21 protein-coding genes (1 of these 21 only partly in view) are annotated in these 26,801 nt (G+C 29.3%); 4 read left to right on the forward strand and 17 right to left on the reverse strand.

Annotated elements, in window-relative coordinates; all coding sequences use genetic code 11:
- The 7 genes from AXY43_RS13020 to AXY43_RS13050 all read right to left on the reverse strand — a co-directional run.
- Positions 1-935 carry the 5' portion of a GNAT family N-acetyltransferase gene (locus AXY43_RS13020; RefSeq protein ID WP_023977094.1) on the reverse strand. 13 nt of this gene lie to the left of the window's left edge, so only the first 935 of its 948 coding nucleotides appear in the window; its start codon is at positions 933-935; the stop codon falls past the left edge of the window.
- A gap of 614 nt (positions 936-1,549) precedes the next feature.
- The gene (locus AXY43_RS13025; RefSeq protein ID WP_012061061.1) at positions 1,550-2,371 is read right to left on the reverse strand and encodes a PTS system mannose/fructose/sorbose family transporter subunit IID; all 822 of its coding nucleotides are present in this window, start codon (positions 2,369-2,371) and stop codon (positions 1,550-1,552) included.
- A gap of 21 nt (positions 2,372-2,392) precedes the next feature.
- Entirely contained in the window at positions 2,393-3,184 is a 792-nt protein-coding gene (locus AXY43_RS13030; RefSeq protein ID WP_012061062.1) for a PTS mannose/fructose/sorbose transporter subunit IIC, read from the reverse strand.
- Between the two features lie 148 nt (positions 3,185-3,332).
- Entirely contained in the window at positions 3,333-3,824 is a 492-nt protein-coding gene (locus AXY43_RS13035; protein ID WP_023976850.1) for a mannose/fructose/sorbose PTS transporter subunit IIB, read from the reverse strand.
- A 74-nt stretch (positions 3,825-3,898) separates the two neighbouring features.
- Positions 3,899-4,321 (reverse strand): PTS sugar transporter subunit IIA, encoded by a 423-nt coding sequence (locus AXY43_RS13040; protein ID WP_087702687.1) that lies wholly within the window; start codon positions 4,319-4,321, stop codon positions 3,899-3,901.
- A gap of 214 nt (positions 4,322-4,535) precedes the next feature.
- On the reverse strand, positions 4,536-7,334 hold the full coding sequence (locus tag AXY43_RS13045) for a sigma 54-interacting transcriptional regulator (RefSeq protein WP_087702684.1): 2,799 nt from the start codon (positions 7,332-7,334) through the stop codon (positions 4,536-4,538).
- 180 nt (positions 7,335-7,514) lie between these two features.
- Positions 7,515-8,276, reverse strand: a complete 762-nt coding sequence (locus AXY43_RS13050; RefSeq protein ID WP_012061066.1) for a tRNA threonylcarbamoyladenosine dehydratase — start codon at positions 8,274-8,276, stop codon at positions 7,515-7,517.
- Between the two features lie 433 nt (positions 8,277-8,709).
- Between AXY43_RS13050 and AXY43_RS13055 the strand changes: the two genes are divergently transcribed.
- On the forward strand, positions 8,710-9,402 hold the full coding sequence (locus tag AXY43_RS13055; RefSeq protein WP_087702682.1) for a 5'-methylthioadenosine/adenosylhomocysteine nucleosidase: 693 nt from the start codon (positions 8,710-8,712) through the stop codon (positions 9,400-9,402).
- A gap of 110 nt (positions 9,403-9,512) precedes the next feature.
- Here AXY43_RS13055 and AXY43_RS13060 read toward each other — a convergent pair whose 3' ends face one another.
- The 5 genes from AXY43_RS13060 to AXY43_RS13075 all read right to left on the reverse strand — a co-directional run bounded on the left by AXY43_RS13060 (position 9,513) and on the right by AXY43_RS13075 (position 14,950).
- Entirely contained in the window at positions 9,513-11,519 is a 2,007-nt protein-coding gene (locus tag AXY43_RS13060) for a methyl-accepting chemotaxis protein (protein ID WP_087702681.1), read from the reverse strand.
- 388 nt (positions 11,520-11,907) lie between these two features.
- Positions 11,908-12,729: a nitroreductase family protein gene (locus tag AXY43_RS13065; RefSeq protein WP_077869675.1), complete on the reverse strand. Its 822-nt coding sequence runs from the start codon at positions 12,727-12,729 to the stop codon at positions 11,908-11,910.
- A gap of 80 nt (positions 12,730-12,809) precedes the next feature.
- Positions 12,810-13,403, reverse strand: coding sequence for a TetR/AcrR family transcriptional regulator (locus AXY43_RS13070; RefSeq protein WP_038458100.1), 594 nt, complete (start codon positions 13,401-13,403; stop codon positions 12,810-12,812).
- A gap of 207 nt (positions 13,404-13,610) precedes the next feature.
- Positions 13,611-13,781, reverse strand: coding sequence for an ion channel (locus AXY43_RS27945; RefSeq protein ID WP_347501440.1), 171 nt, complete (start codon positions 13,779-13,781; stop codon positions 13,611-13,613).
- Positions 13,781-14,950 carry a two pore domain potassium channel family protein gene (locus AXY43_RS13075; RefSeq protein ID WP_243099087.1) on the reverse strand — a complete coding sequence of 390 codons (1,170 nt, stop codon included), beginning with the start codon at positions 14,948-14,950 and terminating at the stop codon, positions 13,781-13,783. Before AXY43_RS13075 ends, AXY43_RS27945 begins: the two co-directional genes overlap by 1 nt.
- 160 nt (positions 14,951-15,110) lie before the next feature.
- Between AXY43_RS13075 and AXY43_RS13080 the strand changes: the two genes are divergently transcribed.
- From AXY43_RS13080 to AXY43_RS13090, 3 genes are all read left to right on the forward strand, one after another.
- Complete coding sequence (locus AXY43_RS13080) at positions 15,111-16,034, forward strand: DUF2935 domain-containing protein (protein WP_105411637.1); 924 nt, start codon at positions 15,111-15,113, stop codon at positions 16,032-16,034.
- 365 nt (positions 16,035-16,399) lie between these two features.
- Positions 16,400-16,831: a MarR family winged helix-turn-helix transcriptional regulator gene (locus tag AXY43_RS13085; protein WP_105411638.1), complete on the forward strand. Its 432-nt coding sequence runs from the start codon at positions 16,400-16,402 to the stop codon at positions 16,829-16,831.
- Positions 16,832-16,850: 19 nt separating this feature from the next.
- Positions 16,851-18,056 carry an MFS transporter gene (locus AXY43_RS13090; protein ID WP_105411639.1) on the forward strand — a complete coding sequence of 402 codons (1,206 nt, stop codon included), beginning with the start codon at positions 16,851-16,853 and terminating at the stop codon, positions 18,054-18,056.
- Positions 18,057-18,895: 839 nt separating this feature from the next.
- On the opposite strand, the gene AXY43_RS13100 is transcribed toward AXY43_RS13090, so the two are convergent.
- From AXY43_RS13100 to AXY43_RS13120, 5 genes are all read right to left on the reverse strand, one after another.
- The gene (locus tag AXY43_RS13100; RefSeq protein ID WP_023976860.1) at positions 18,896-19,609 is read right to left on the reverse strand and encodes a LytR/AlgR family response regulator transcription factor; all 714 of its coding nucleotides are present in this window, start codon (positions 19,607-19,609) and stop codon (positions 18,896-18,898) included.
- Positions 19,610-19,630: 21 nt separating this feature from the next.
- Entirely contained in the window at positions 19,631-20,287 is a 657-nt protein-coding gene (locus tag AXY43_RS27950) for a sensor histidine kinase (protein WP_206608171.1), read from the reverse strand.
- A 1,820-nt stretch (positions 20,288-22,107) separates the two neighbouring features.
- Positions 22,108-23,364 (reverse strand): DUF1015 domain-containing protein, encoded by a 1,257-nt coding sequence (locus AXY43_RS13110; protein WP_012061076.1) that lies wholly within the window; start codon positions 23,362-23,364, stop codon positions 22,108-22,110.
- A 17-nt stretch (positions 23,365-23,381) separates the two neighbouring features.
- Positions 23,382-24,290 (reverse strand): D-2-hydroxyacid dehydrogenase, encoded by a 909-nt coding sequence (locus AXY43_RS13115; RefSeq protein WP_012061077.1) that lies wholly within the window; start codon positions 24,288-24,290, stop codon positions 23,382-23,384.
- 768 nt (positions 24,291-25,058) lie between these two features.
- Positions 25,059-26,714 carry a peptide ABC transporter substrate-binding protein gene (locus AXY43_RS13120; protein ID WP_105411640.1) on the reverse strand — a complete coding sequence of 552 codons (1,656 nt, stop codon included), beginning with the start codon at positions 26,712-26,714 and terminating at the stop codon, positions 25,059-25,061.
- Positions 26,715-26,801: the final 87 nt, after the last annotated feature.

A 26,801-nucleotide genomic window follows, 5' to 3' on the forward strand; every position in this document is an offset into this window, starting at 1 on the left:
AAGTATTCTTCTAATATATAATAGGTCTCATGATCCTCCCACTTTCCATTAATTAATAGATATTTTTCATTTACTCCAATTAATCTGAATCCACATTTAGTTAATACATTTTTGGATTTTTTGTTATTTATCAAAGCTGATGCTTCTATTCTATGAAGACCACATTCTTTAAACGCATAATTTAGTAGCAGTTTTACACTCTCTTGCATATAGCCATTCCCCTGCTCATTTTCATCTATTGAATAACCTAATATGCCATTCTTCAACGATCCATATATAATTCGTGAAAGTTTTATCTTTCCAATCAATTTTTCTTCTTTAAAAATACCCAAATCTACACTTGTTCCATTTAAAAATTCCTTATAACTCTTATTTAACAATTTTCTTTGTGTCTCAACTGTGTAGAAATCACTATCTCTACTTGGTTCGAAAGGAGCCAAGTAATTTTTATTTCTTTTATAATAATCCAACATTTCTTGAGCATTGCTAGGAGTCAGATTTCTAAGAATTATATTTTCCCCTTTTAATTCCACTAATGAATACCTGCACATTTGGTCATATTCAATTCTAGTTATACCAAATGACAGTTCATCAAGATATTCACCTTGAAAATATTCATTTTCATTAAATATTCCTTCTAGAGTAAAACCTAGATCTAAAAATGCAGTTAAGTCTATTTTTTCAAGAACTTTTATGTTAACCTTAAAAATATTCGAATCTTTAAATATTCCCTTTAATATAAGCGATAGTGTATCACTTAATAATTCATAATTATATTCTCTATAGAACTTAAGATTGACGTTGCATGTTTTGCTTCTGTCAGTTAATTCATCAGTACTGAATCTACCAATGATAATATCATCTATATCTCTTATTAAATATTCTGTTTTATTCGATCTATTTCCTTGTATCTTTACTTTCATGTTTGATTCCATATAATTCCCCTCTACAATTATGAAAATCTGTCTTCTCGATTCTTAATCCATTATTTATTATTTTCAATTTCACTATTCAACATTCCTATATAATCATTCAACACTTATTTTAATTTTCCTTTTTGCTGTAATCTTAGTTACTCTTATCAATTATATTTCCCTAAATTCTATATAGAAGATTATTACTGGTTACATAAGTGCCACCTCATAACCCTATACGCCCTTCTTACACTAACTAAAAATTGATAATTAGAAAAGCAATATAATTATACTCTAGTTTCATAAATAACCCTCTCTTTTTAAAATATATAAGAGATTATATATTTCATATTTTTATAGTACCATATATACTAATATTGGTTTTCTAGATTTAATCTTGATTGTGAACTTACATTATTCAGATATCAAATGCAAATTTACTATTGTAGCTATATACTTAGACCTAATGCATAAATTTTATCCACAAAAGTCGGATTTAGTACATACTTATACACAAAACCCACAATATATTGTTGATATTTCTACATACCATGCTAATATATTGCGGGTTCTATTTTTAAGGAAGTTTACTATATTATCTAATTTAACCGTTTATTTATTTGATATTTATATATCTACTGTAATATTCCACAAGCTACGCCCAAAATACCTACTGCAAATAATCCAAAGATTATTATTAATGGATTCACGTTCTTCTTTAATAGATACATACATAAAAATGTTAGTAAAAGCGGAACTAATCCTGGCATTAAGCTGTCTAGTACACTTTGAATAGTTGTAACTACTTCTTTTCCATCAGCTTGTGTATATTTAGAGAGAACAAAAGGTATATTAACAGTTGTCCATTTTGAAACAAGACCACCTATAACAAGTAATCCAAGTACTGAAGCACCTTCTGTAAGATATCTAAGTTTATTTCCTCCCATATCAGCAACTAATTGAGTTCCTTTTTCATATCCATAGAACATTCCATACCAGTTTGTTGCAAGTCTTATTGCATTGAATCCTATGAAGAAAATTAATGGTCCAATTATACTTCCTGTAAGTGCAAGTCCTGCCCCTAATGCTGCAAGCACAGGTCTTAGTGTTCCCCAGAATATTGGGTCTCCAACTCCGGCAAGTGGTCCCATAAGACCAATCTTAACACCACTTATTGATGCCTCATCTATATCTGCCCCATTTGCCTTTTGTTCTTCCATAGCTGCTGTTATTCCCATAATTGGCGTTGCCATAAATGGTTGTGTATTAAAGAATTCCAAATGTCTTTTAAGTGCTGCACTTAATTCGTCACCTTTATATAATTTCTTCAAAGCTGGAATTAATGTAACACAAAAACCTATTGCTTGCATTCTTTCAAAATTAAATGATCCCAATAAGAAATTTGAACGGATAAACATTTTTACTATATCACTTTTATTTAATTTCTTTTCACTCATTATTTTATCTCCTTTCCGTACTTACATTAACTCTGAATCATCAATATCATCAATACTTCCTGTTCCAGCTACTGCTACTTTACCTTCATTAGCTATTGATTTTATATGGAATATTGCTGCAATAACACCTACAGCACCAAAACCAATTAAATTGAAGTTTGTAAATGCTGCTAGTAGAAATCCAATGAAGAAGAATGGTAGTAATGATTTACTATTCATCATATTCATTACCATTGCATAACCAACAACTACTATAAATCCACCTGACACTTGAAGTCCTCTTGTAATAACTTGTGGTATAGCTGCAAGTGCTGCATTTACTGCATCTGTTCCTGCAAGTACTCCTACTATGGCTGCTGGTATCGCTACACGTATTGCTTGAAGTGATAGCCCTAGTATATGACACATTTCTATTCCTCTTGTGTTACCCTTTTCAGCATATTTATCAGCTAAGTGTTGGAAAAATACAGTTATTGTTCTCACAAATATAGTAAGAACTTGTCCTGCAGCTGCAATTGGTACTGCTACTGCTATACCTGCTCCAATTGATTGTTTACCGATTATAACAAGTATTGCTGAAATTACACTTGCAAGCGCCGCATCTGGTGCCATAGCTGCACCAACATTCATCCATCCTAATGCTAGCATTTCAAGTGTTCCACCTAGTATAATTCCTGTTTTAATATCCCCTAGTACAAGTCCAACCAATGTACATGCAATTATTGGTCTATGAAATTGTGCCTCATCAAGTACACTTGCCATACCAGTAATTGCTGCAACTATTACTAATAAAATTAATTGTAAAGTGCTCATTTGTAAATTCCCCTCTTTCTTTTAATTTATATATAAAAACTTTTTTAAATTTTATATATCTAATCTTTTAACAGGATTTATTATTCCTTCTATCAAAATCTAAGAGTTTTTAAAGGATCTTATCTTTGGTTTTAGGTAAAATTTATGTCTATATAAGTTGTAATTCTTTAAATTTGTCCATCAAATTTACTTTAGGATCTTTTGCTAGTTTCCTCACCTCTAATTCGATGCCTTTTTCATTAAGCTTTTTAAATGCCTCAATATCAACATCATTCATGCATAATGCATTTGTAACCTGTTTATCTCCAGCCTTATAGCACATTCCTCCAACGTTTACAGATTTAATAGGTACTCCACCTTCAACCATTCTTAATACATCTGTAGGGTTTGTAAATAAGAATAAAGTTTTAAAACTGTCAAATTTAGGATTATTATATGCTTCAATTGCCTTTGCTATTGGAAGCACATATGCTTTTATCCCTGGAGGCGCTACTTGAATTACTAATTGTTTTCTTAAGTCATCTGCTGCAACTTCATCACTGCAGGCAAATATTCTATTGCATCCACTATACTTTGTCCAAACTGTTGCAACTTGTCCATGTATTAATCTGTCATCTATTCTTACAAAACTAATTTCCATCTTTATATCTCACCTTTCAAATTTCATATTATAATTAAATTCATGTAATTCTTATACTAACTAATCATAGGTTGCTATATTATCTCATCATCTAGATCCTCTGCAATATTTTTAGATAAAGTTCTTATAGCCTCCTTTCCCGAATTTTCTGCAATTGATAAAAGTTCTGACACACTTGAAAAATCTCTACTTCCTAGAACCTCTAATATCATTGGGAGATTAACACCTGTCACAATTTCCATATTCTCATGCTTCATTGCAATTATGCTCGCTGCATTAAATGGACTTCCTCCAAAAAGGTCTACCATGAACAATACGCCATCTGTTGAATTCATTTTTTCTATAAGTGAATTGTATTTTTCAACTAGAGCATCTATACCCTCGCCTGGCTGAAAAGTAACACTTCTCACATTTTCTTGGACTCCAAAAATCATTTCAGCTGATTTAAGGATTTCTTCCGAGAATATACCATGAGTACCTATGATTACTGCTATCATTATTTCATCATCCTTTCCTGCTACATATATTATTTCTATACCAATATACCTAGCAATTCCCATGCCAAAAAAAGTGTGTCAACAAATACCTTTCTCCAAACATGAATTCTAAACGCATACAATGCGGATAAGTTTTCACCTTGACACTCTAAAGTATTATTTGACACACTTTTAATTGTATTTTGACACATTATTTTTCTTATATAAACTAAATTTAACACACATCTATAACATCAATCATATAGTATAGCTCATCATCCGTCAGCTCTATTGATAAAGCTTCTTTAAATATTAAATTTGCTCTTCTTAACACTTCCAGATATCTTGGATTTAATTCTGAATCAGATGAATCATATACCAGTCCATTATTTAAAAGCATCCTTTCTAATGCACATGCAACATGAAACATAATTCTTAGTTTAGTTGGATTCTCATAATGTACATTCAAAGATTTTTCGATAGATTTTATAAAATCATCTAATAACGAATATATCTTTTCAGGATTAAGAAAGGTTAAAATCTCTGTTAAAGTTTGCTTACAAAGATTTTTTAAAACAATCTGATTTTCTCCTTTTATAACCGGATTAATATCCTTTCCTTCAATTATATTTCTTAAAATATTTTCTCCAGATCCATCAATTAGTTCTTCAATCGATATAAAGGGAATTCCCATATTAGGATTTGCTATTCCCACAAGTGCTAAAATTTTATTTTTCCGCGAAATCTGTTTTATTGACTCATTTAGATTATTTAATCCTACTGGGATTATTCTAACATTATCGTTAATTGAGATATTCTTTGCTACAGCTTCAACTAACTCTTTGAGTTTAATCGCAGCGCCCTTACCTGTGGAGCAAATTGTAATTATAGCATTCTCTTCTCCCATTTTACCTTCTGTCATCATATTATTAGTATATCCTCTAAAATCAGTAATTAAATATGAATATACTGAATTTAGATCAGCATCAAAAATTGAGCATTTTCTGACTGCTTCTAGTACTAGAGCCGTTGATACCATATCAATACTCTTAATATTTATCTTGGTCTTTTTCGTTATAGTTTCACCAAAACTATTTAAAGATCCCATATCTACTAAAAGTAATACACCTTTCCCTTCATCTACTTGCTTAACTTTTTCAATAACACTATCTATAATATCAGAAGGTTTTCTTTCAAGCGGCATATCAACTGCTGCAATATTATCTGCATCAAAAAGTTTTTTAGCCACCGCCACCATGCTTGTAGCAGTGCTTGTACCATGAGATGCAACTACTATTCCAACTCTTTCTTGATGTGATAATTCTTGTATTGAGCTTAGAAGTAAAGCTAAATATTCTATTTCAACTTCTGGAATTATTAAGTTATATCTATCCTCTATTAACTTATGAATCTCTTTAGCTACTCCATATTCTTTACTATTAGATGATAATGTTAACTCAATATTTGTTGAAAATGATACTGTGTTTTTCTTTATACGATTAAATAACGCGCTGAAATGTAGGCTTATGGCATATATAAATCTATCACTTAACTTTCTGCTCAATCTATTTTCAGCTAACATTTTTATTTCTTCAGCAAAATCAACAATATCTTTATCAACAATTTTCAATAAACCTTCTCTACGATACGCATCATTCTTGAATCTAGCATAAAATTGCTTTAAATGAACATTTATATCTGTTGTTATATAATTTTTAATATCCTGGTCACTCATACCTTCTTCTTGTAAAACAAATGCCTTGTCCTCTATAATATTGTAAATATTAAATGGTGGCTCATAAGCGTCAGTCTCTAAAAAAGTTTTGTTACCATCAGGTTTAACCACTAATGTACTAGGAACCCTTCCCCAAAAATTGGAATCATCTTTTATTTTACCTTCAAAATTAAGTATCCCATTTCTCATACTTTCTGGTAGTAAATCTAAATTTATCTCAATACATTTATCTGTATTCATGCAATTTAGAAATCCTGTGGCACAAACTAGCTGTATATTTGACTTTAATTGACCCACATTTCCATATGTTGTACTTCCAATTAATGCTTTTATCGATTCCGATGAAATTTTAATAGTCTTATTTACCCGTTGAGCTTCCTTAGAAAGTAAGTAGTGTATAAGTTCCAATTTATCTTGTAATGATCTCTCTTCAAAGTTAGGAATAACTATGGTTATAGGAATTCTTCTAATAAAAGTATTTAGTAATGTAGAATTAGGATCTTCTGTTGTAGCACCTATTAACAATACGTTAGCTTTGCGCTGCCTATCTGTTTCTCCAAGCTTATTATAGGTTCCTGTATCCATAAAATAGAAAATCATTTCTTGCCCTTCTGGTGGTAATCTATGTATCTCATCTAAAAATAATATTCCTCCATCAGCCTTTTCAACAATTCCCTCTTTTTCCTTATCAGCCCCTGTAAAAGCACCCTTAATATGTCCAAAAATATACGATAAAAGTAATTGTGGATTATTAGCATAATCCGCACAATTGAAAACAACAAAAGGCGCATCTTCAGGTAATTTTTTTATATATTTTGAATACTGGTACATTATATTAACAAATAAGCTTTTCCCAACTCCTGTACTTCCAATTATCAATGTGTGAAGTCCATTAGGAGGATATAAGAGCGCAGCCTTTGCTTGTTCGATTTGATTTTTTAGGCTGGTATTAGCTCCAATTAAATAGTTAAAAGGAGATTTTTCTTCATCTCTTACCACATCTTCACTTGAGGCAAATTCCATTATATCTGATATCTCTTCCAAATCGTCTGGTAACTTTATAGATAATATTTCCTCAAAGCTTTTTCTATCGAAATAAAGAACGGGTCTATTTTTAATCTTGATAATTTTGGAATCTCTACATAGTGTATTAAGTTCCCTTGATACGTTACTTCTTAATATTTCAAGATATTCTCCTATTTCTTGCGCGCTAAATCCTTTAACTTCTAAGAGCTTATTCTTTGTAAATTTTTTCGAGTTATTTTCGATATAATTGTAAATTCTATCAATACGCTTCATGATGCTCACCTTCTTTTAGATTTGTCTATAATTAATAAAAAAACTAACTCTTTCAAGTAAATATATAGTATCCTTTTACTAAAAAAAATACAATATACTTCACCAAAAGAGTCAGTTAAAATCAATCACTATAAATTTACTATATACTTGAAGCTTTTAGACCAATACCTGAATCTAGTATTACTTTATTTCTAATATATCTTTTATAACCTCTCCACCAATTATCATTCCTGCAACCGGAGGAACGAATGATATACTTCCCGGTATTTGTCTTTTAATAGCGCACTTCTTAGTACCACCAGTACAAACACATCCTGTTTTACATGTAACAACATCATCATAGTTAGGTTTTATCGGAACTTCTTCTGAATATACTACCTTTAATTTTTCTATTCCTCTTTTACGTAACTCAGATCTCATAACCTTAGCCAAAGGACAGATTTTTGTCTTAAATATATCTGTAACTTTAAATTGTGTAGGATCTAATTTATTACCAGTTCCCATAGAACTCATTATTCTTATGCCCTTTTTATAACAATATTCTACTAAACCTAATTTAGCTGACACTGTATCTATTGCATCAACTACATAATCTACATCATCAGGAATTATAGACTCTATATTTTCTTGTGTAACAAAAATTTGATGTGTTATAACATTGCATGTTCTATTTATAGATAATATTCTTTCTTTCATCACTTCTACTTTAGGTTGACTTATTGTCTTATATGTAGCATGCACTTGTCTATTTAAATTTGTTAAGCAAACAGTATCATCATCAACAATGATTAATTCACCTACTCCTGCTCTTGCAAGAGCCTCTATAGTATAGCTCCCAACTCCACCTACTCCAAAAACAATAACTTTACTATTTTTTAATTTATCTAATCCATCTTTACCTATCAAAAGTTCAGTTCTTGATAAAGAATGTTGTGCTGTCATAAATTTTCTCTCCTTATTATCTTATACTTTTAATTGATATTATAACACAAAAACAATCGAAAATTGGCAGTATAATTATTATATATTATAGCCTTAATAATGATTATTTACATATATATGTTAATTAATACCAAAGCCTTTCTTTTACCCTCACACGGAGTGCACAAATAATTTTACAAATTTATCTATTAAATTGTCAAACTAATGATTATAATATATATTAAGTATCATCTATGTTTAACCAAAATATTTATTTTACTGCAATTTATTGAATTTAATAGGGATATGATGAAATTTACTGCTTTCGTTCATATTAAGAACTTGTTCATTTTTAGTTTCTATATATTACTCAATAAATTTACATAATAATTAAATATATACATAGGTTATATCATATTTATTAATTAATTATTTTAGGAGGCTCACTTTATATATGATTATTGGAATAATTGCTGCTATGGCAGAAGAATTAGAACTATTACTAAATGATTTAACTATTGAAGAAAAAAAAGATAAGGCTAATATGACTTTCCACAAAGGAAAATTATATGGAAAAGATGTTGTAGCTGTAGTTTGCGGTATCGGTAAAGTTAATTCAGCTATTTGCACTCAAATATTAGCATCTGAATACAAAGTAGATAAAATTATCAATGTAGGAGTTGCTGGTGGAATAGGAAAAGAAATTTATCCTGGTGATATTGTTGTTGCTGAAAATTTAGTTCAACATGACATGGATACTACAGCTTTCGGAGATAAGGTTGGGCAGATTCCAAGACTCGATACATTTGACTTTAAATGTGATAAAGAAATGGTTTCTATAGCTAAGAATGCATGCGAGAAAATTGCAGAATTAAATAGTTTTACAGGAAGAATCGCTTCTGGTGACCAATTCATAGCAAATATAGAAAAAATTCATTGGCTTGATCAGGAGTTTGGAGCAATATCTTGTGAAATGGAAGGCGCTAGTATAGCTCAAGTTTGCTATCTAAACGCAATTCCTTTTGTAGTTATAAGATCTATTTCTGATAACGCAAATAATGGTGCTCATATGGATTATGAGAAATTTATACCAATCGCAGTTAAAAATTCTACTAGAATAATAAAACAAATGTTAGAAATGATGTAGTAAAAATAATATCTTATATATAAAGGCCATCTCTTGAAAGTGTCTAAACATATTTATATACACTTACAAAAGATGGCTTTCTTTATATTAATGTCTTCCTATTTAAAATACTATTCTACAGTAAACATCTTTAATTCCTCTTGCAATTTATATGATATTTGTTGTAAATTGCCAGCATACTCTGTTAATTCTGACATTGTTGCATTTACTTCCTGAGCTGATGCTGTAACCTCTTCAGATATTGATGCTGATTCCTCTGAAACCGCTGCTATATTTTCAATTTGTGTCTTAACTTCCTCTTTATTTAACTTCATTTTTTCATTTAAGACCTTAATATTTTCTATTGCGCCTGTTAAAGGAATTATAGAATCAACTATTTCATTAAATATACCTTCTGTTTTCTTTATTGCCTCTCCTTGTTTTTGTGACATTTCTCTACTTTCTTTCATGGCTATTTTGGTAGAATCGCTCTTATTATTTATTTCTGAAACAATTGATTTTATTTCATCTGTAGATTTTTTTGATTCTTCTGCTAGTTTTCTGATTTCTTCTGCAACCACCGCAAAGCCTTTTCCCGCATCTCCAGCTCTTGCAGCTTCTATACTTGCATTTAAAGCTAAAAGATTAGTTTGTTCAGTTATTCCTGCTATTACATCCGATATATAATTTATTTTATTTATACTTTCTCCCATTTCATGAACCATGCCGCCAGACTTAATTGCATTCTCTTTAGACTTTTCAGCTTTAAATATCAAGTCATTAAGTATAGATAATCCTTGAGTACCTAATTTCTCAGCTTCACCAGCTAACTCATTAATATGATTAGTCTCTCCATCAACTTCATCTATCCTATTTGATAATTCTTCAGTACTCGTTGCAACCTCTGTTGCTGATTGCGCTTGATTTGTAGCTCCATTTGCGACTTCTTGTATTGCATTTGAAACTTCTGATACTGATGCAGTTGTTTCCTCAGACATACTAGATATATTTCCTGATGCCTCCAATAAATCAGATGATGTATTTTGAATTCCTTTCAATAACTTCGAGATATTCTCTACCATAAAATTAAAGTTATCTCCAAGTTCAGCGAATTCATCTTTAGCCGTTACAATTATTCTTTTACTGAAGTCTCCTTCAGCTACTGTACTAAACGCTTCTTTTAATTTATGTATTTCTTTCACAATATACGATGCTGAAATCATTGATATAATTATTCCTATAATTACACATAATAAATTAGCAGTAATAACTGTTACCTTCATTGTTAAAACATTATTTGTTACTTCTTTGCCATCAATTATACCTACCATTTTCCACCCTGTTAAAGCATCTGTTTCTTGACAGGCATAAAATTCTTTCCCATTATTTTTCCAATTATATACTCCTCTTTCTTCATCCTTAGCTGATTCCCAAAATGGTAATTTACTAATATTATCATCTATCTCTTTATTATTATTGTTATTTGCTACAACATCTCCATCGTTATCGACTAGTACTATGAATCCCGTATTCAGTAGTTTTATGTTACTAATATATTCTTGCATAGAATCTAAAGACATATCTATTACTATTACCCCGGTGATTTGTCCATTATTATCTTTAACAGCTTGAGCAACTGTCATTACTTGCTTTCCTGTTACGCTATCTTTATATGGTTTTATGTATACAACCTTTCCATCAGCTTCCTTAGCTTTCTTATACCATTCCCTTTCTTTATAATTGAAATCATTAATATTCATCGTTCCACTATCTAATACAAGCTCTCCATATTCAGTTGCATATCCTGCATTAATAATTCCATTTATTGAATCCTTAGTATCTTTAAACATACCTTGTACATATTTAGATATTAGTGCATGATCTACTTGCGGATTTGATAAATCTTTGATATCGGCATTTTTCGATATTACTCTCAATTGAGTATTCAAAATTTCTAGATATTGCGAAAAACCTTTATCAACTTCTTTAATAGTTTGAACACTTGTAGTCTTCAAATTATTCTCCAAAACAACATCAGACTTAAAAATTGCTACTAATCCAACAGTTACAGTTGGGAGTAGAAGCATAATGATAATTCCAATCACTATCTTTCTAAACAGTTTACTATTCCTATTCATTTCATTAACACTCCTATAAACTTTATCTTTCTCTAGAATTAACTACATTAATATACATAATACTACAAATAGCAAATATAAACACAACTTATCTGTAATAATATAACTTAATAGGCTAAATATAATATTTTCATGATAACATTGTATTTTACTATATTCAAGTAGTCGAAAATAAGCTAATTGAATATCCTTGATTTTAATATTCACTTTTACTTGCAAAGATAAATGTTAAGCTAATTTAATATTTAATCTAGCCTAATTATTTTATTATCATAAATAATTAGGCTGGATTACAAAGATCTTTAATTTTTTATCAATAAAAATAGAGTCATCTTATACCGGAAACCCAATCTAAGATAACTCTATTTTTACTATATAATATTAATTCCTATTTCCAAGAGATATTTGCATCTCTTCTTGGAACAGTTCTAACATATTTCACATTAGGATATCCAACAACCATACATGTTACAATTTCTTCTTTACCTTTTAAACCAAGTAAGTCTCTTATTTCATCATTTCCCTGTGCTGCCATTGTAAAGAATCCACTAAAAAATGTTCCAAGGCCTAAAGCATTAGTCATAAGCTCCATATTAGATGACGCTAAAGAAGCATTTACAGTTGAATCTGAAACTGCAAGAATTAATGCAGGTGCATTAAAAAATAATTTATCATTCTTCTTAGAATCCTCTTTATAATCATTATACATTTTAATCCACATTTGTGCGTATCTCTTGAAAGGTAAAGTTTGTGGATTTAGATTTTTAAGTATTTCCTCCCCTCTAGTTTTTAAGTTTTTTAAAGCCAATTCCTTCAATAATTCAATATTATCTTCCACAACTACATATGAAACATTTTGACTATTAGTTCCAGTTTGAGTGAATCTACCAGCCTCAATAATTTTTAATATCTTTTCTTTTTCTACTTCTTTATCTTTAAATTGTCTTGTAGTTCTCCTAAATTTAATAAAATTAAGAAGTTTCTCCGATTCTATCTTAAACTCAGACTCATTATAATCTTTTACATCTTCCATATTATATTCATCTGTAGATACTGCTCCTTTAGGGCAAACTGCAATACAGTGTCCACACTTCATACATCTAACATTTTTGATTTCTGCCTTGTTTCCATTTATCTCAATATCATTAGGAAAACAATCTTTAACACAAAGTCCACATCCCACACACTTTTCTTTATCTACAATCATCATAGTATAATTACTCCTTTTATATTAAATTTATCTATTATTATTTTTAAGTATCCACAATATATTTATATAAATTTGCCTACCTATTTCATCTTAGACATATTACAATTGGCTAATTCATTAACTAAATTCTCAATTGCTTTTTCTCTATCCTCTTTTTTATAGAAATCAAATCCCATTTCATTCTTTATATTTTCTGCCTTTAAGAATATGTAATTTAAATATCCTGCAATTAAGTAGTTCTTAACCCAAAATTTATGCGTGTCATCTCCATAAAGTTCCCTAAGGCACTTATTGTATTCCTCTTCTGACCCTAGTAAATGTGCTGTCATCTGATTATTCTCTAAGTCATCTAAAATCGCAATCTTAGAAATTTCAGAATTATCTGCAATAAAGTTTGCAACTTCTTTTAATATGAAGGTGAGTCTATAAATTGATGATTCATTACTCTTTGATTTCATTTTCTCACTTAAAGATCTCGTTGCACAACTCATAACCTTTTTTACTGCTAGACGAATTAAATTATCTTTACTCTGGAAATGATAGTTTACCATTCCATTACCAAGTCCTGCCTTCTCGGTAATATCTTTTACGGTAATTTCACTAGGCTTTTTGCCTTCACATATCATATGTATAGTAACATCTATCAACTTTTCTTTAGCATCATTTTCTCCCATGTTTTCACCTCCTATTATTATAGGCTCTGCATATTGAACACCATACTGTATAACATACAGTATACTATTCAATAACTATTTGTCAAGCTAATGAACTTTGATAAATAAAAATCACCGCAAAAATGCAGTGATTTTTTTATTGATATTCATAAGTTCTCAAGAGTTAATTTTAAGACTTTAACTTTGAAATTAACATATTTACTTTCATTACATAAATCTTCTTGATAGAGATACTACAAAGCTCGATGTAAAAAACACTCCCAAGAATGACTCTAAACTAACAGCCATCTTCATCCAGTTTAGCGGGATTATATCACCATATCCAACGGTTGTAAATGTTATTATTGTAAAATATAATGTATTACCAAACTTACTAATTAAAAAATTAGCACAAAATTCGAATTCTTAAGCATTTCAAATACTGTTATGAATAAATTTTTTGAATTCAATTGAACATCCTTACACATCAGCAAATTAGGAAAGAAACAGTATAGTAGAAAAAATGAAACAATCACTACTACCATAGACAATAATGTTCTCTCCCAACTTGTATAGTACTTTGTAGTTATGCCAATTAAATAATACAGCAAATTAAAATTACCTTTATTTTTACTTTTTCTCTCTAATCTCTCATACTTCTTAAAATAATAAAGCGTTTCAAGGTATTGATCTATCCTTCCACTAGATTTATATATATCTGATACGATCAAAAAGTTCCATTTTGTTTTCTTAAAGTCATTGTCAAAAATCAGAGGCTTGTACTTTTTGTTTTCCAATAGTTCATATTCCAGATAACATTTATCTGAGAAATTAGTTTTATACAGACTAAACTTACCTTTAATATCATCAAAATTAATTTCTGATTTTTTATAAAAAGAACACTGCAAAAAACTTAATTCCCCATTTATATCTAACTCCAACTTGCTTAATCCTTCAAATCTACAATCAACAAAGCATAATTCCTTTTCTCCTTTAATTTTGTCAAGGATAAAATCATTCAGTATGTTAACTTCTTGGAAAAGCAAATTTTCTTTAAATATAGATGCATTTCCATAGAATTTTCCAACCTCAGAATTCTCCACTATTATGCTTTCTTTAACCACAGTTTCACTTATTCTTAACTTATCACAGTTTATGAACCTTACAAACATGTTATTTCTTATTATGCAATTATTGATTTTTATTCTTTTATAATCTCCCCCTAATAATTCTATATCCTCAACAAATTCACAATTATTAAGTATCAGTCGTAAATGACTATCCATTTTGAGATTAGAATAGCTATCAAATCTAAATTTCTTTAAAAATATAGTATTATAAAATTCTCCTAAAATATTATTACATTCAAATGTCACTAATAAGCCACTTCTATTTTCTGTATGACCTTTATGGTCATTAAGATATTCCAATAGCTCTTTCTCTGTAAAAATGACTCTATATTCCAATATAACTCCATCTTTATCAATCAATATAAAATCATCTTTTTCTTTAATATCTTTTTCTAGCTCTAATTCATCAAAGCCTTTAGTTAATATTTCTTTATTCATTATCTACCTCATCCTAAAGTATATATAACTTTTATTTTATTATATATTATTTACCACCCAGCTTCCATAATAATGCGAATTGATAAAAATTAATATATCACTTAATTTTTATTTTTGAATATATTAATAAAGATATAAAGAATATATTCAGGAGTAGAAAATGCTATCAAAGCAAGAGTTTATTAACCAATCTTTAGAATTAAACTTATTCTTTCTAAGAATTATGCGGGAACACTCGATATTTATTGAAGCAGCCCTACCACCAAAGAACAAAGATCTTATAAGTCAAGCTGATGCCTTTAAAAATGAGTTTACAACTTTACTCTCTCGTGCCATATTACTATCAGATGGAGTTATCCCTTTCGAAACATTAGATTCCAATGAAATAATCACAAAATATACAATTGATGCCGAAAAGGCTACTCAATTTGCTACTGGAATCTTTATAGACTCTAATATAACTTCTATGGAAAAGTCATTAATATCTGGCATGAGAAATAGTGATACATCTATGTTAACCGATAATGTATATATGCTTAACCACCAGTCTATAGCTGCAACTAATATGATTATTAAATTTAAAACAAAACTTAGAAATGATGTCCTATCTTGTAAGGTATTTACGACTTTATATCCTGCAGTTCTAAACCATGTGCTTAGTGAAGCAATAATATTTACAGAACTTCTAACACGATTGCAAAGTGGTGTCGGAATTGGTACTAAGAGAGATATACTAATACTTGAAAACTTTTGGGATGATAAGTTAGCAGAACATTCATTTACTATTAGAGGAATGCTAGATCCTACCGAAGTAGAATTATTCAATATAGCTAATAACTTTGGAAAAGAATTCGAGGCATTGAGAGATGAGGCTTCTGATATGGATAAATCAGCAGAAGATTTGTCCGAACTTACCGAGACCACCTTAAGTGCAGCCACTAATCTAAGAAACTTCAAAGCCCAGGGTACTGAAGGCCTTTTAACTTGCAAAATAAAATCAATAATTCTACCACTCTTTGCTGATCATGTTCTTAGAGAATCAAATCACTATATAAACTTCTTAAAATCCTTCAGCAACATTTAAATTCATTTAATTTTAAGTAATTTATAACTCAAAATAGACAAGACAGTTAAATTAATTCCGTCTAAATATATCTCTCGATTGATTAGTCGAACATATCTTTATCAATTAAATATAAAAATGGCATAAGTATTAAATATTTATGTTATTGTTCACACATTATAAACAAAGTTATCAACAGAATCTGTTGATAACTTTGTTTATAATGTGGATCTTTTTATTATTAATAAATTTTTTTTCATTATAGTTTTTATTCTATAATCAAATTAGTCTTGATTTTTTTTGAAATATACTTATAATTAGTTGTTGTAGCAATTATTTGCAAAACAATTATATTTACAACAACTTTATTTATTGGAGGTAATTATATGTTTGAATCCTACGATCAAGATATTGGAATGTTAACAAATAAAGTTTCTAAAAAATTAACATCTTATCTAAATAATAAGTTAGAAAAATTTAATATTACAACCGAGCAATGGACAGTACTATTAAAACTCTCTAAACAAAATAAAATAAGTCAGAAACTTTTAGCTGAAGTTTCAGGCAAAGACCAATCCACTTTAGCTAGAATACTTGATATACTTGAAAGAAAGGCTTTCATTGAAAGACATCCAAGCAAAGAGGATAGACGTTCCTTTGAAATCCATATAACAGATAGTGGTTTAAATATTATTGGAGAGGTTTCTCCTTTTTTAGAAGATTTATTTAATAAATTACTTAAAGACATATCTCTTGAAAAACTGGAAGTATATAATGCAGTTCTTTTAAAAATTGATAAAAATATAAATAGTTTATAATACAAAAGGAGGAATCAATGTGGAAATAAAAAATCATTTTAATTCATCAAAACTTTGGACCAAAAATTATATATTTATGCTACTTTCAAATTTATTTATATACTTAGCTTTTTATATGTTAACTCCAACTCTTCCTGCATATGCGAAGCTATGTGGCGGTAATAATTTAGAAGCCAGCCTAGTTGTAAGTACATTTTCAATAACTTCTTTACTTGTTAGATTATTCATAGGCAATATTATGGATAGGATCGAAATCAAACCTCTACTGCTTTTAGGCGCTCTAATACTTGCTGGAAGCACACTATCATATATCTGGCTTCCAATAGATGCAATAATATTGGTTCGCGTCATTCAAGGCATAGGTTGGGGACTTGCTTCTACTGGTGCTGCTGCAATTTTTTCTAATATTGTGCCAAAAGAGAAACGCGGTGAGGGCATGGGCTACTATTCTCTTTCAATGATAATATCCATGGCATTATCGCCTATGGTTGCAATAGTAATAATGAATTTATACAGTTTTAAAAATATTGTTCTTATTTCAATAACTTTAGTAGGTATTGGTATTATATTCCTCAGTCAAGTTAAATCAACTATAAAAATCTCTTCAACATCTAATACGATTTCCAAATGCTCATTAAAAGATTCCTTTGAAAAAAAAGCAGCCTTGCCTTCTTTATTATGCTTTTTTCTTGTAATCACATTATGTGGAATTATGAGTTATATAATGTTATACGGGCAGGAGCTAAAAATATCCTCTATTTGGATTTATTTTATTGGATTTGTTGCAATGATTTTAATAACACGGCCTCTTGTTGGAAAAATATTTGACGAAAAAGGACATGCTGTAGTAATATTACCCGGCTCAATTTGCTTAATAATAGGTCTCATAATGCTCTCCTATGCAAACTCTATTATAATGCTTATACTCTCCTCCTTATTCTACGGACTTGGGTATGGTGCCGTTCAGCCTTCTCTTCAAGCTTGGGCTGTAAACCGATCTCCTTCTAATAGGCAGGGAGCTGCTAACGGAACTTTCTTATCTTCCATGGATTTATCCTATACACTTGGATCAATTCTTCTAAGTTTCATTGCTGAGCATAAAAGTTATGCAATTATGTATAGATTTTCTGCTATTTTTATAATTTTGCTTTTATTGATATACTCCTATTATGTTTTTATAGATAATTCTGAAGAACCAGAAATTATAGAAGAGAAACTTTCCTAAATTAAAGGGTTGTTGCATTAGTGGAATTCCACTTTGCTAACATCCTTCAGTTCCTTTATCAATTCTAATTTTCTATCTATTAAATTCTGAATCCTTTTATCTCATTTAAAGTCTGTATAAATCTATCCACAAAACCTTCTTTTTTTCCTTCAATATATCCACATTTATCACATTTTTTTATAATAAAGTTTGCAAAAAACTCAGAAGAAAATAAGAAGATTAAAAAGAATAACCTCCAAAAAAATCCAAAAACTTTGAATCTAAACATCTATAAATGGAGAACCTTGTCCATTATGAAATATAAAGCCAACTTTAAAAAACTTGTAAATTATATTAGCTTGACGAATTGATAATCTACAAACAATCTTACTAACCATAAAAATACATCTCCTTCATATAAAATTTAATTAAATCAATTGATTCAATTTCAAATAAAGATTTAATAAACATAATATTATTAAATCTTTATTTGAAATTTATGGCCAAAATCTAATCTTTTTCTAAGCAAATCCCCCCTACTCATTAAAAAAACTATGTACATCATTTATTAATATATATATCACATATTTCATCATATAAATCATTAATGTAAAAATTAAGGCTTAAAATGTAAAAACTTGCAAAAAAGCATACATGATTTTTTACCATTCATGTATGCTTATCTTTTCACGCTTCTGAAAAAAATAACAATTCATAATTACGCCTAAAATTCTTGCGATATTTGAGTAATAATGACGAAGAATTATTTTTATAACATATATATGTCTACTTGCCGACATAGAAATAATAGAAAATCTATTGGCAAATTGACTTATTATTATCTTGACTGTGCCTTATGATTATTTTAGTAAATAATCATAGTACTTCTCCCTTATTAAGGCTATCTTAGAATTGGTTATAGGTATAATTATGTTATTGAGCATAAAAGCACAACTATTTTCTATCTTTAAAATAAAATCCATATTTACAACAAAGCTCTTATGACATCTGAGAAACCTTTCATCTTTAAGGCTTTGAAAAAAATCCTCAAGTTTTGAATAGAAACTAATGACCTCACTTGATTTCATATATATATTTACAACTCTTGCTTTACTTTCTGCATATATAATATCTTTATATGGAATTCTATAGTTCCCCTTTTTATTCATTATAATAACTTGTTTATTCTCTTTATTTAAGCTTTCCACAGCTATTTTAATTGCATTGGTAAGTTTTTCTTCATTTATAGGCTTTAAAATATAATACAAAGCACGTACATCATAGCTATCTATAGCATGCTCTTTTGATGATGTTATAAATATAATCTTACATTCTTTATCAGAGTCTCTTATTCTCCTTGCAATATCAATTCCATTAGAAAATTTCATATAAATATCTAAAAATATTATATCAAAGTTCTGCTTCGATGAATTTATATTTTCAATAAGATCTTGTCCCTCCCTAAAGGAACTTATTTTAAAAGGTATATCTAAGTCTTTAATATTTTTTGATACATAGGAAGATACCATCTCAAGTTCTTCTATAATATCATCACAAATTGCTATATTTATCATATCTATCATCACCCATTTGCATTAGTTATAATTCATAATAATATCTACTTCAAATTCATTATAATCATATTTAATATTTAAATAACCATTATATTTTTCGACTATATTTCTAATATTAATCAACCCAATACCATGTCCATCTTCAGTTTTACTTGTCTTTATGATATTTCCCTCTTTTATGATCTGTCCATTAAAGCTATTCTTGATCTTAACTATTAATTGAAAACCCTTAATTTCAGCTCTTATATTAATATACTTCTTTCCTTTATCTTTAATATTATCACAAGCTTCAATTGCATTCTTCACACAATTACCTATAACAATAGACAAGTCAAGCTTATCTATGTTAATATCTTCAGGTATATTTAAATTCACCTTAAAATCAATATCGTTCTTCCCTGCAATACTCATATAATATTTCAAAATTGAATCCACGGTAAAATTTTTGCATAATATACCTACATTTTTACTTATTTCACTTTCAGTAAGTTTTTCCATATATTCTGAAGCTGCTATATAATTTTTTGCATCTATCATTGATTTTACCACTAACATATGATGCCTTATTTCATGTTTCAGTTCATAATAACTTTCAATAGCTTTATTTAAACTTTTGTAATTTTGTTTCTGTAGTTCTACTTGAGTATCTATAATTTTAAATTTATATTCCAACTCCATATTTTTGTTTATTGACCTAATAGCAATAAACACTACTATATATGATAATATAATGATGATTACATTTAATAAACTATTAACCCCCGAATATAAATCTACACGATCATTATAAAAATCGTAATAATTATTTAGAAACAAAAAAATTATTATACTGTAAAAAGATATTATCTTTATTATGTCATTAGATGCTGATTCCAACATTTTTTTATATGGATGCCGAATATACAAATATATCAATGGAAGAAATGCTGATTGAATAAAAATTCTTAATGACATTAAATAAGATGTGTATAAATTATAATCCTCAATATAAACTAAACTTATTATATAAGATGATATTATTAATATGATATGTGATAGTATCCATACAGTAAACATAGTAAATATTTTTTTTAAAATAGATTCTTCAAAAACCAAATAAATGGTTATAAACATAGTAGCCCCCAAAAATACCGAAGCATATTTATAATAAATACTATCTTCAAAAAAAGTAGATAAAATAAAACATCCAAATATTATTATCAAATAATTAATTACAAATATAAATATAGAATATTTAATGCTCCTTTTCCTATTAAGCAATAAATCGATGTATGCAAAATCTATAAATAATATAAAACTAGTGATTATTGCAACGTACATAACTCCACTCCTATTATTTTTTATGCAGATCCCCAAATAACGAATAAGTATGCTATCCATATTTTATGTCTTGTACCTAATTTATATATTTTATCCGCTCTTCCATATATCCCAATAGCTTTTGTGCACAGAGCTGTATCATGAATTATAAATATATATAATCTAATTAGCTATGAATATCCTTATCTAAATTATATCTTAACATGGTATGATTATCTATATATTGCTTATGCTTACTTTTGATTTATAAAAAATTATATTTGTTTTACTGATCTTTTCCACTTAAATTCCTTTAGTAATACTATAAATTAATTTTTATTATTTCTAATAATTTTTAAATTCATAAATCAAATCCTAACTATATTCCCATAAAAAAGATTGAATAAATTAGTAAACTGGAAACATCACTCTTAGTAGGGCTTTATAAAAATGATTTACTACACCTGAAATTTTCCAGTACCATCTATCCCTACCATTCTCTCTGCCATCAAATCTTCAAATCATACACACTTTATAATAAAGTCTGGAGAAAAATTGTCCACAAAACCTTCCTTTTTGCTTTTAATATATCCACACTAATCACAGTTTTTTTATAATAAAGTTTGCAGAAAACTGAACAGAAAAGGATATAAGAAGAGGGATAAGATTTATCAATATCTTATTTCAATACTCTCTCAAGCCTTGGAAATCAATACTTTAATCTTATACCTCTAATTTTTTTCTATTTAAATTTCAATATAAAAATCAATATTATTGATTCTTTTTTCTTATCTCTTAATCCTGACTTCGCCAATCCTTATTGTTAAGTAATCAAACTTTTTATGATGTCGTCAAAGATTATTTGACGTGGGCAATTATTGTTCCCGTAAAAAAAGATTGCATAAAGCAAGAAACTGGTAATATGACTCTGAAGGCTCACCTTTACTACTACAAAGGCAGTAGCCAGGAAGGAGCCGTTAAAAAAAGTATGACTATATATAATGAAGGAAAATTGAATAAAAACTAAAAAGAGCCTATAAAATGAACGAAAAAAAGAGCATAAATTCGAATTAAGAAAACCGACCCGAAGGCTGTGTTCTACTCGCTTTTATGCTCTCTATTTTATTCTGTTTTTTTACTGCTCCGCCACGTAGTCAATCTTTTTTATTTCTTAGTTAATCTTTTTTTGACGGGGACAACTATTTTAATTCATGAATAAATAATCCACTTCTTAATTTAGGCTCAAACCATGTTGATTTTGGTGGCATTACCTCTCCAATATCAGCAACATCCATAATGTCATGAACCTCTGTTGGATACATAGAAAAAGCAATCTTCATATCTGAATTAACTCTTTTTTCAAGCTCTTTGATTCCTCTGATACCGCCTATAAAGTCGATTCTATCTGATGTTCTGACATCTTCAATTCCTAAGATTGGTGTTAGTACATTACTTTGAAGAATTGCAACATCAAGTTGCGCTATAGGATTATTTTCATCAAACGTCCCATCTTTTGCCTCTAATAAATACCATTCTCCTTCAACATCCATCCCAAATGTATGCTTCTTAGCGGGCTTTACAGGCACATTATTTTCAGATTTAGTTACAATAAAGTTTTCCTCTAACTTCGTAATCAATTCTTCTTTAGTCATTCCATTTAAATCTTTAACAACTCTGTTATAATCCATAACCATTAGATCATTATCAGGGAATGCAACCGCTAAGAAATAGTTAAACTCTTCCTCACCAGTATAATTTGGATTTTCGGCTCTTCTCTTAAGCCCAACTTTTACAGCGGAAGCCGATCTATGATGACCATCTGCAATATATAAATAATCTATTTCCTTAAATAGGTCAACTATTTCGTCTATAATAATTTCATTATCTACAACCCATACAATGTGCGTTATACCATCTTCGGCTACGAAATTATATATAGGTTTTCTTTTACTTTCATTCTGAATCCAAGCATCTATTATTTCTGATGCAATTTGATCTTCCTTGTATGTTAAGAAAATTGGCCCAGTATTTGCATCACAATAATCAACATGATTAATTCTATCCTGTTCCTTATCCGCCCTTGTAAACTCGTGTTTTTTAATTATATTATTCATATAATCATCTATAGATGCACAGAATACAATTCCTGTTTGAGATCTTCCATTCATTATTTGCCTATATATGTATAAACAAGGTTCTTCATCTTGAACAAACTCACCATCTCTTATCATTCTATCAAGATTTTCTTTAGCCTTTGCATATACTTTAGGATCATGTACATCTATTTCTGGATCTAAATCTATTTCTGGTCTATCAACATGGAGAAATGAGTGTTGATTTCCAACCACCATTTCTCTTGCTTCATCACTACTCATTACATCATATGGTAAAGCTGCTATTTTTGAAGCTAATTCCTTAACTGGTCTAATTCCTCTAAAAGCTTTAACTATCGCCATCAAAAATTCCTCCTAAATTATAGATTAAAGAATTCCTTTATTACTGAAACTACTTCTTCACCTATTCTTGTTTGAGCTTCTTTAGTTGCAGCTCCAATGTGTGGGGTAGCACTAACTTTTGGATGGTTAATTAATTCTTCATTCTTAGTTGGCTCCTCTTCAAATACATCAATACCAGCTCCAGCAATTTCACCTTTATTAAGTGCTTCTATTAATGCTGCTTCATCAACAACCTTACCTCTAGCACAATTAATAAGATATGCCGTATTCTTCATTAATTCCAATTCTTTTTTTCCTATTAGTGAACCAGCCGCTTTATCATAAGGTACATGAAGTGAAATAAAATCTGAAACCTTTAATACTTCTTCTAAAGATACAAAATCATAATCTAAATCATCATGTTTTCCTTCAATTGTATAATATACAACCTTCATACCCAAAGCAGTTGCCTTTTTAGCTAAAGATTGACCTATTCTTCCCATTCCAACGATTCCAAGTGTTTTACCCGCAATTTCAGTTCCTTCATATTTCTTTTTATTCCATTCACCATTTCTCATAGTGTAGTTAGATATCGCAATAAATCTTGCAAGTGCAAACATATGACCAATTGCAAGTTCTGCAACTGAATCTGAGCTTGCTGATGGAGTATTTCTTACTGTTACTCCTTTTCCTTGTGCAGCAGGAATATCTATGTTATCTATTCCAACACCAGCTCTAATAGCCAATTTTAAATTTCCGCCTGCTTCTGCTTCAAATACATCAGCTGTAAGCTTAGTAGCTGATCTAATAACAACTGCATCAAATTCCTTTAATTTCGCCCCCAATATATCTTGGTTAAAGTGTTCATTGACAACTTCTACTCCCAATCCATTCAATGCCTCAATTGACGCATTTTCTAATCCGTCGTTTGTTAATACTTTGATCATGTTTAAAATCCCCCTTAATTTAAATACGCTTATTGCTAATATTTCTAATAAAATTTATAAGCTTCAAACAATAACTAATTGCTATATCATAGTTATTAACTACTAATATTATTAGTCAGATAAATTATCCCCCTTTTCATAATAGCTAACATAAATTCACACAATTAATTATAATTCCACTACTAAAGTTCCATAAACAATATCCAATTTCCATATCCTATTAAACTTATCTGAATTGTAGAGCTAAAAAAATTGCATAGACTTAAATTCTTTATATTTCTATATAATTCTAAGCTTCTGCACCATATAAATTACTCTATAATAAACTTTAAATTTTATCCTTGGACTTTGAATATTTATTTCACTTCTTAAATCCTATCTTTTTTATTTTACTACTTATTTGGCTTTAATTCAATACTTTATGGGCCAAATTATGATTTTAATATTGATGCTTTTATACTGTTAAATCTATGTAAATATGTCTTAAAAATTGCTTAATATAAATTTTAAAGTATATATTTTCAAAATCCTAGTAATCGAGTACTTATACTTAATTCAGCTGGAAACTTAAAAACTCGCTTGCAGCAGAATATATTAAATAGTTTTCTTTATATGGACATGCTCCACTTTTGAGATTGCGTATTTCTATTATTTTTAAGAGCTATCTTCGGATTTAACTTAATTATATCTTCCTAAAAATTGAAAGAACTACTTTAAAATATAAGCATATTTTAAAGTAGTTCTTTCAATTTATTTAACTAAAGTTTATTATTTTTTACCTTCTACATAAGCATTTTTAAAGTAGATAGTGTTCATTACAGATACTCTAGCGCCTTTAACATAATCTTTTATACCTATTGTTCTAGTGTAATAGTATAAAGGAATAACTGGCATATCATTCATTAACATATCTTCTGCTTGATGCATTATATCAAATCTCTTTTGTGGATCTAATTCTTTCTTTGCAGCATCAATTAAAGCATCGTATGATGGGTTGTTATATCCACAATTATTTTGATCTGATGTTGATTGGAACATATCTAAGAAAGTCATAGGATCAACATAATCAGCATTCCACCCATCTCTTGCAAGCTCAAATTGCTTTTGAACTCTTGTTGTTAAGAATACTTTCCATTCTTGGCTTTGAAGTTCAGCATTCACGCCTATCTTTTTCCACATATCTTGAATTGCTTGCATTGTATCACCGTGACCGGACTCTGGGTTATAAAGTAGTTGAAGTGTTGGTAATCCTTGACCATCTGGATATCCAGCTTCAGCTAATAATTTTTTAGCTTCTTCTACATTTCCCTTTGGATCAAAATAAGTAGTTTTTTCTGTATAGTCTTTTCCATCTGGACCTATAATTCCTTTTCCTACAATACCATGAGCAGGAATTTGGCCAGCCTTAGTAACATTATCAACAATTGATTGTCTATCAATTGCAAGATTTAAAGCCTTTCTTACCTTTGGATCACTTAAAACCTTAGCAGCATTTGGATCTACAGCTTTTGCCTTATCTGAAACATTTATTGATAAGAAATATGTTGCTAAATTAGGGAATGACTTAGCGCTTCCATCTTTTAAAGCACCTTGTACATCAGATTTTGGAACTGTATCAACTACATCGAATTGACCTGATTTATAACTTGCCCATGCTGATGTTTCTTCTGCAACAAATTTTAAGTTTAACTTATCAAGTTTAACTTTATCTTTATCATAGTAATTTTCGTTCTTTTCTAAAACTACTGAGTCTTTTATTGTATAATTTGTGATTTTGAATGGACCATTAGAAACTAATGTCTTTGCATCATTTGCCCAATCTTTATTACTTTCAACAACCTTTTGGTCTACTGGGAAGTAGTATGATTGTGCTGTTAACTCTAAGAAATATGGACATGGAGCTTCTAAAGTAACAACTAGTGTATTATCATCAGTTGCCTTTACCCCAACAGCATCCGCATTTCCTTTTCCTTTGTTATAAGCTTCTCCACCTTTAAGATAGTATAATGCATAAGCGTATTCTGAAGCAGTTTCAGGATTTAATAATCTCTTCCACTCATATTCATAATCACTTGCTTTAACTGGATCTCCATTTGACCATTTTAGATCCTTTTTTAAGTGAAAAGTATATGTTAGTTTATCATTAGATACTTCCCATTCAGCTTGACCTGGAATCGCCTTTTCATTCTCATCCAATTCAGCTAAACCTGAAAAAGCATTTGCTAATACGGTAGTTCCTGTAGTGTCCGTGCACAATGCTGGATCTAAAGTTCTTGGATCTGCTCCTAAATTATAAGTTATTTCTTGTTTACTTGCAGCTGCTTTATCTCCACCTTTATTTGAACCACAACCAACTAAGATTGACATTCCAAGTGTTGCTGCTAAAGCTACTGCACAAAGTTGTTTTACTTTGCTTGTTTTCATTTATATTCCCCCTTAATTTATTATTTATTATTTATATCTGTTTAAATCATTTTTCCCAAAATTCTTTAACAGTATGCTAAATATCTA

The sequence above is a fragment of the Clostridium sp. MF28 genome, assembly GCF_002969175.1.
Taxonomy (GTDB): Bacteria; Bacillota; Clostridia; order Clostridiales; family Clostridiaceae; genus Clostridium; species Clostridium beijerinckii.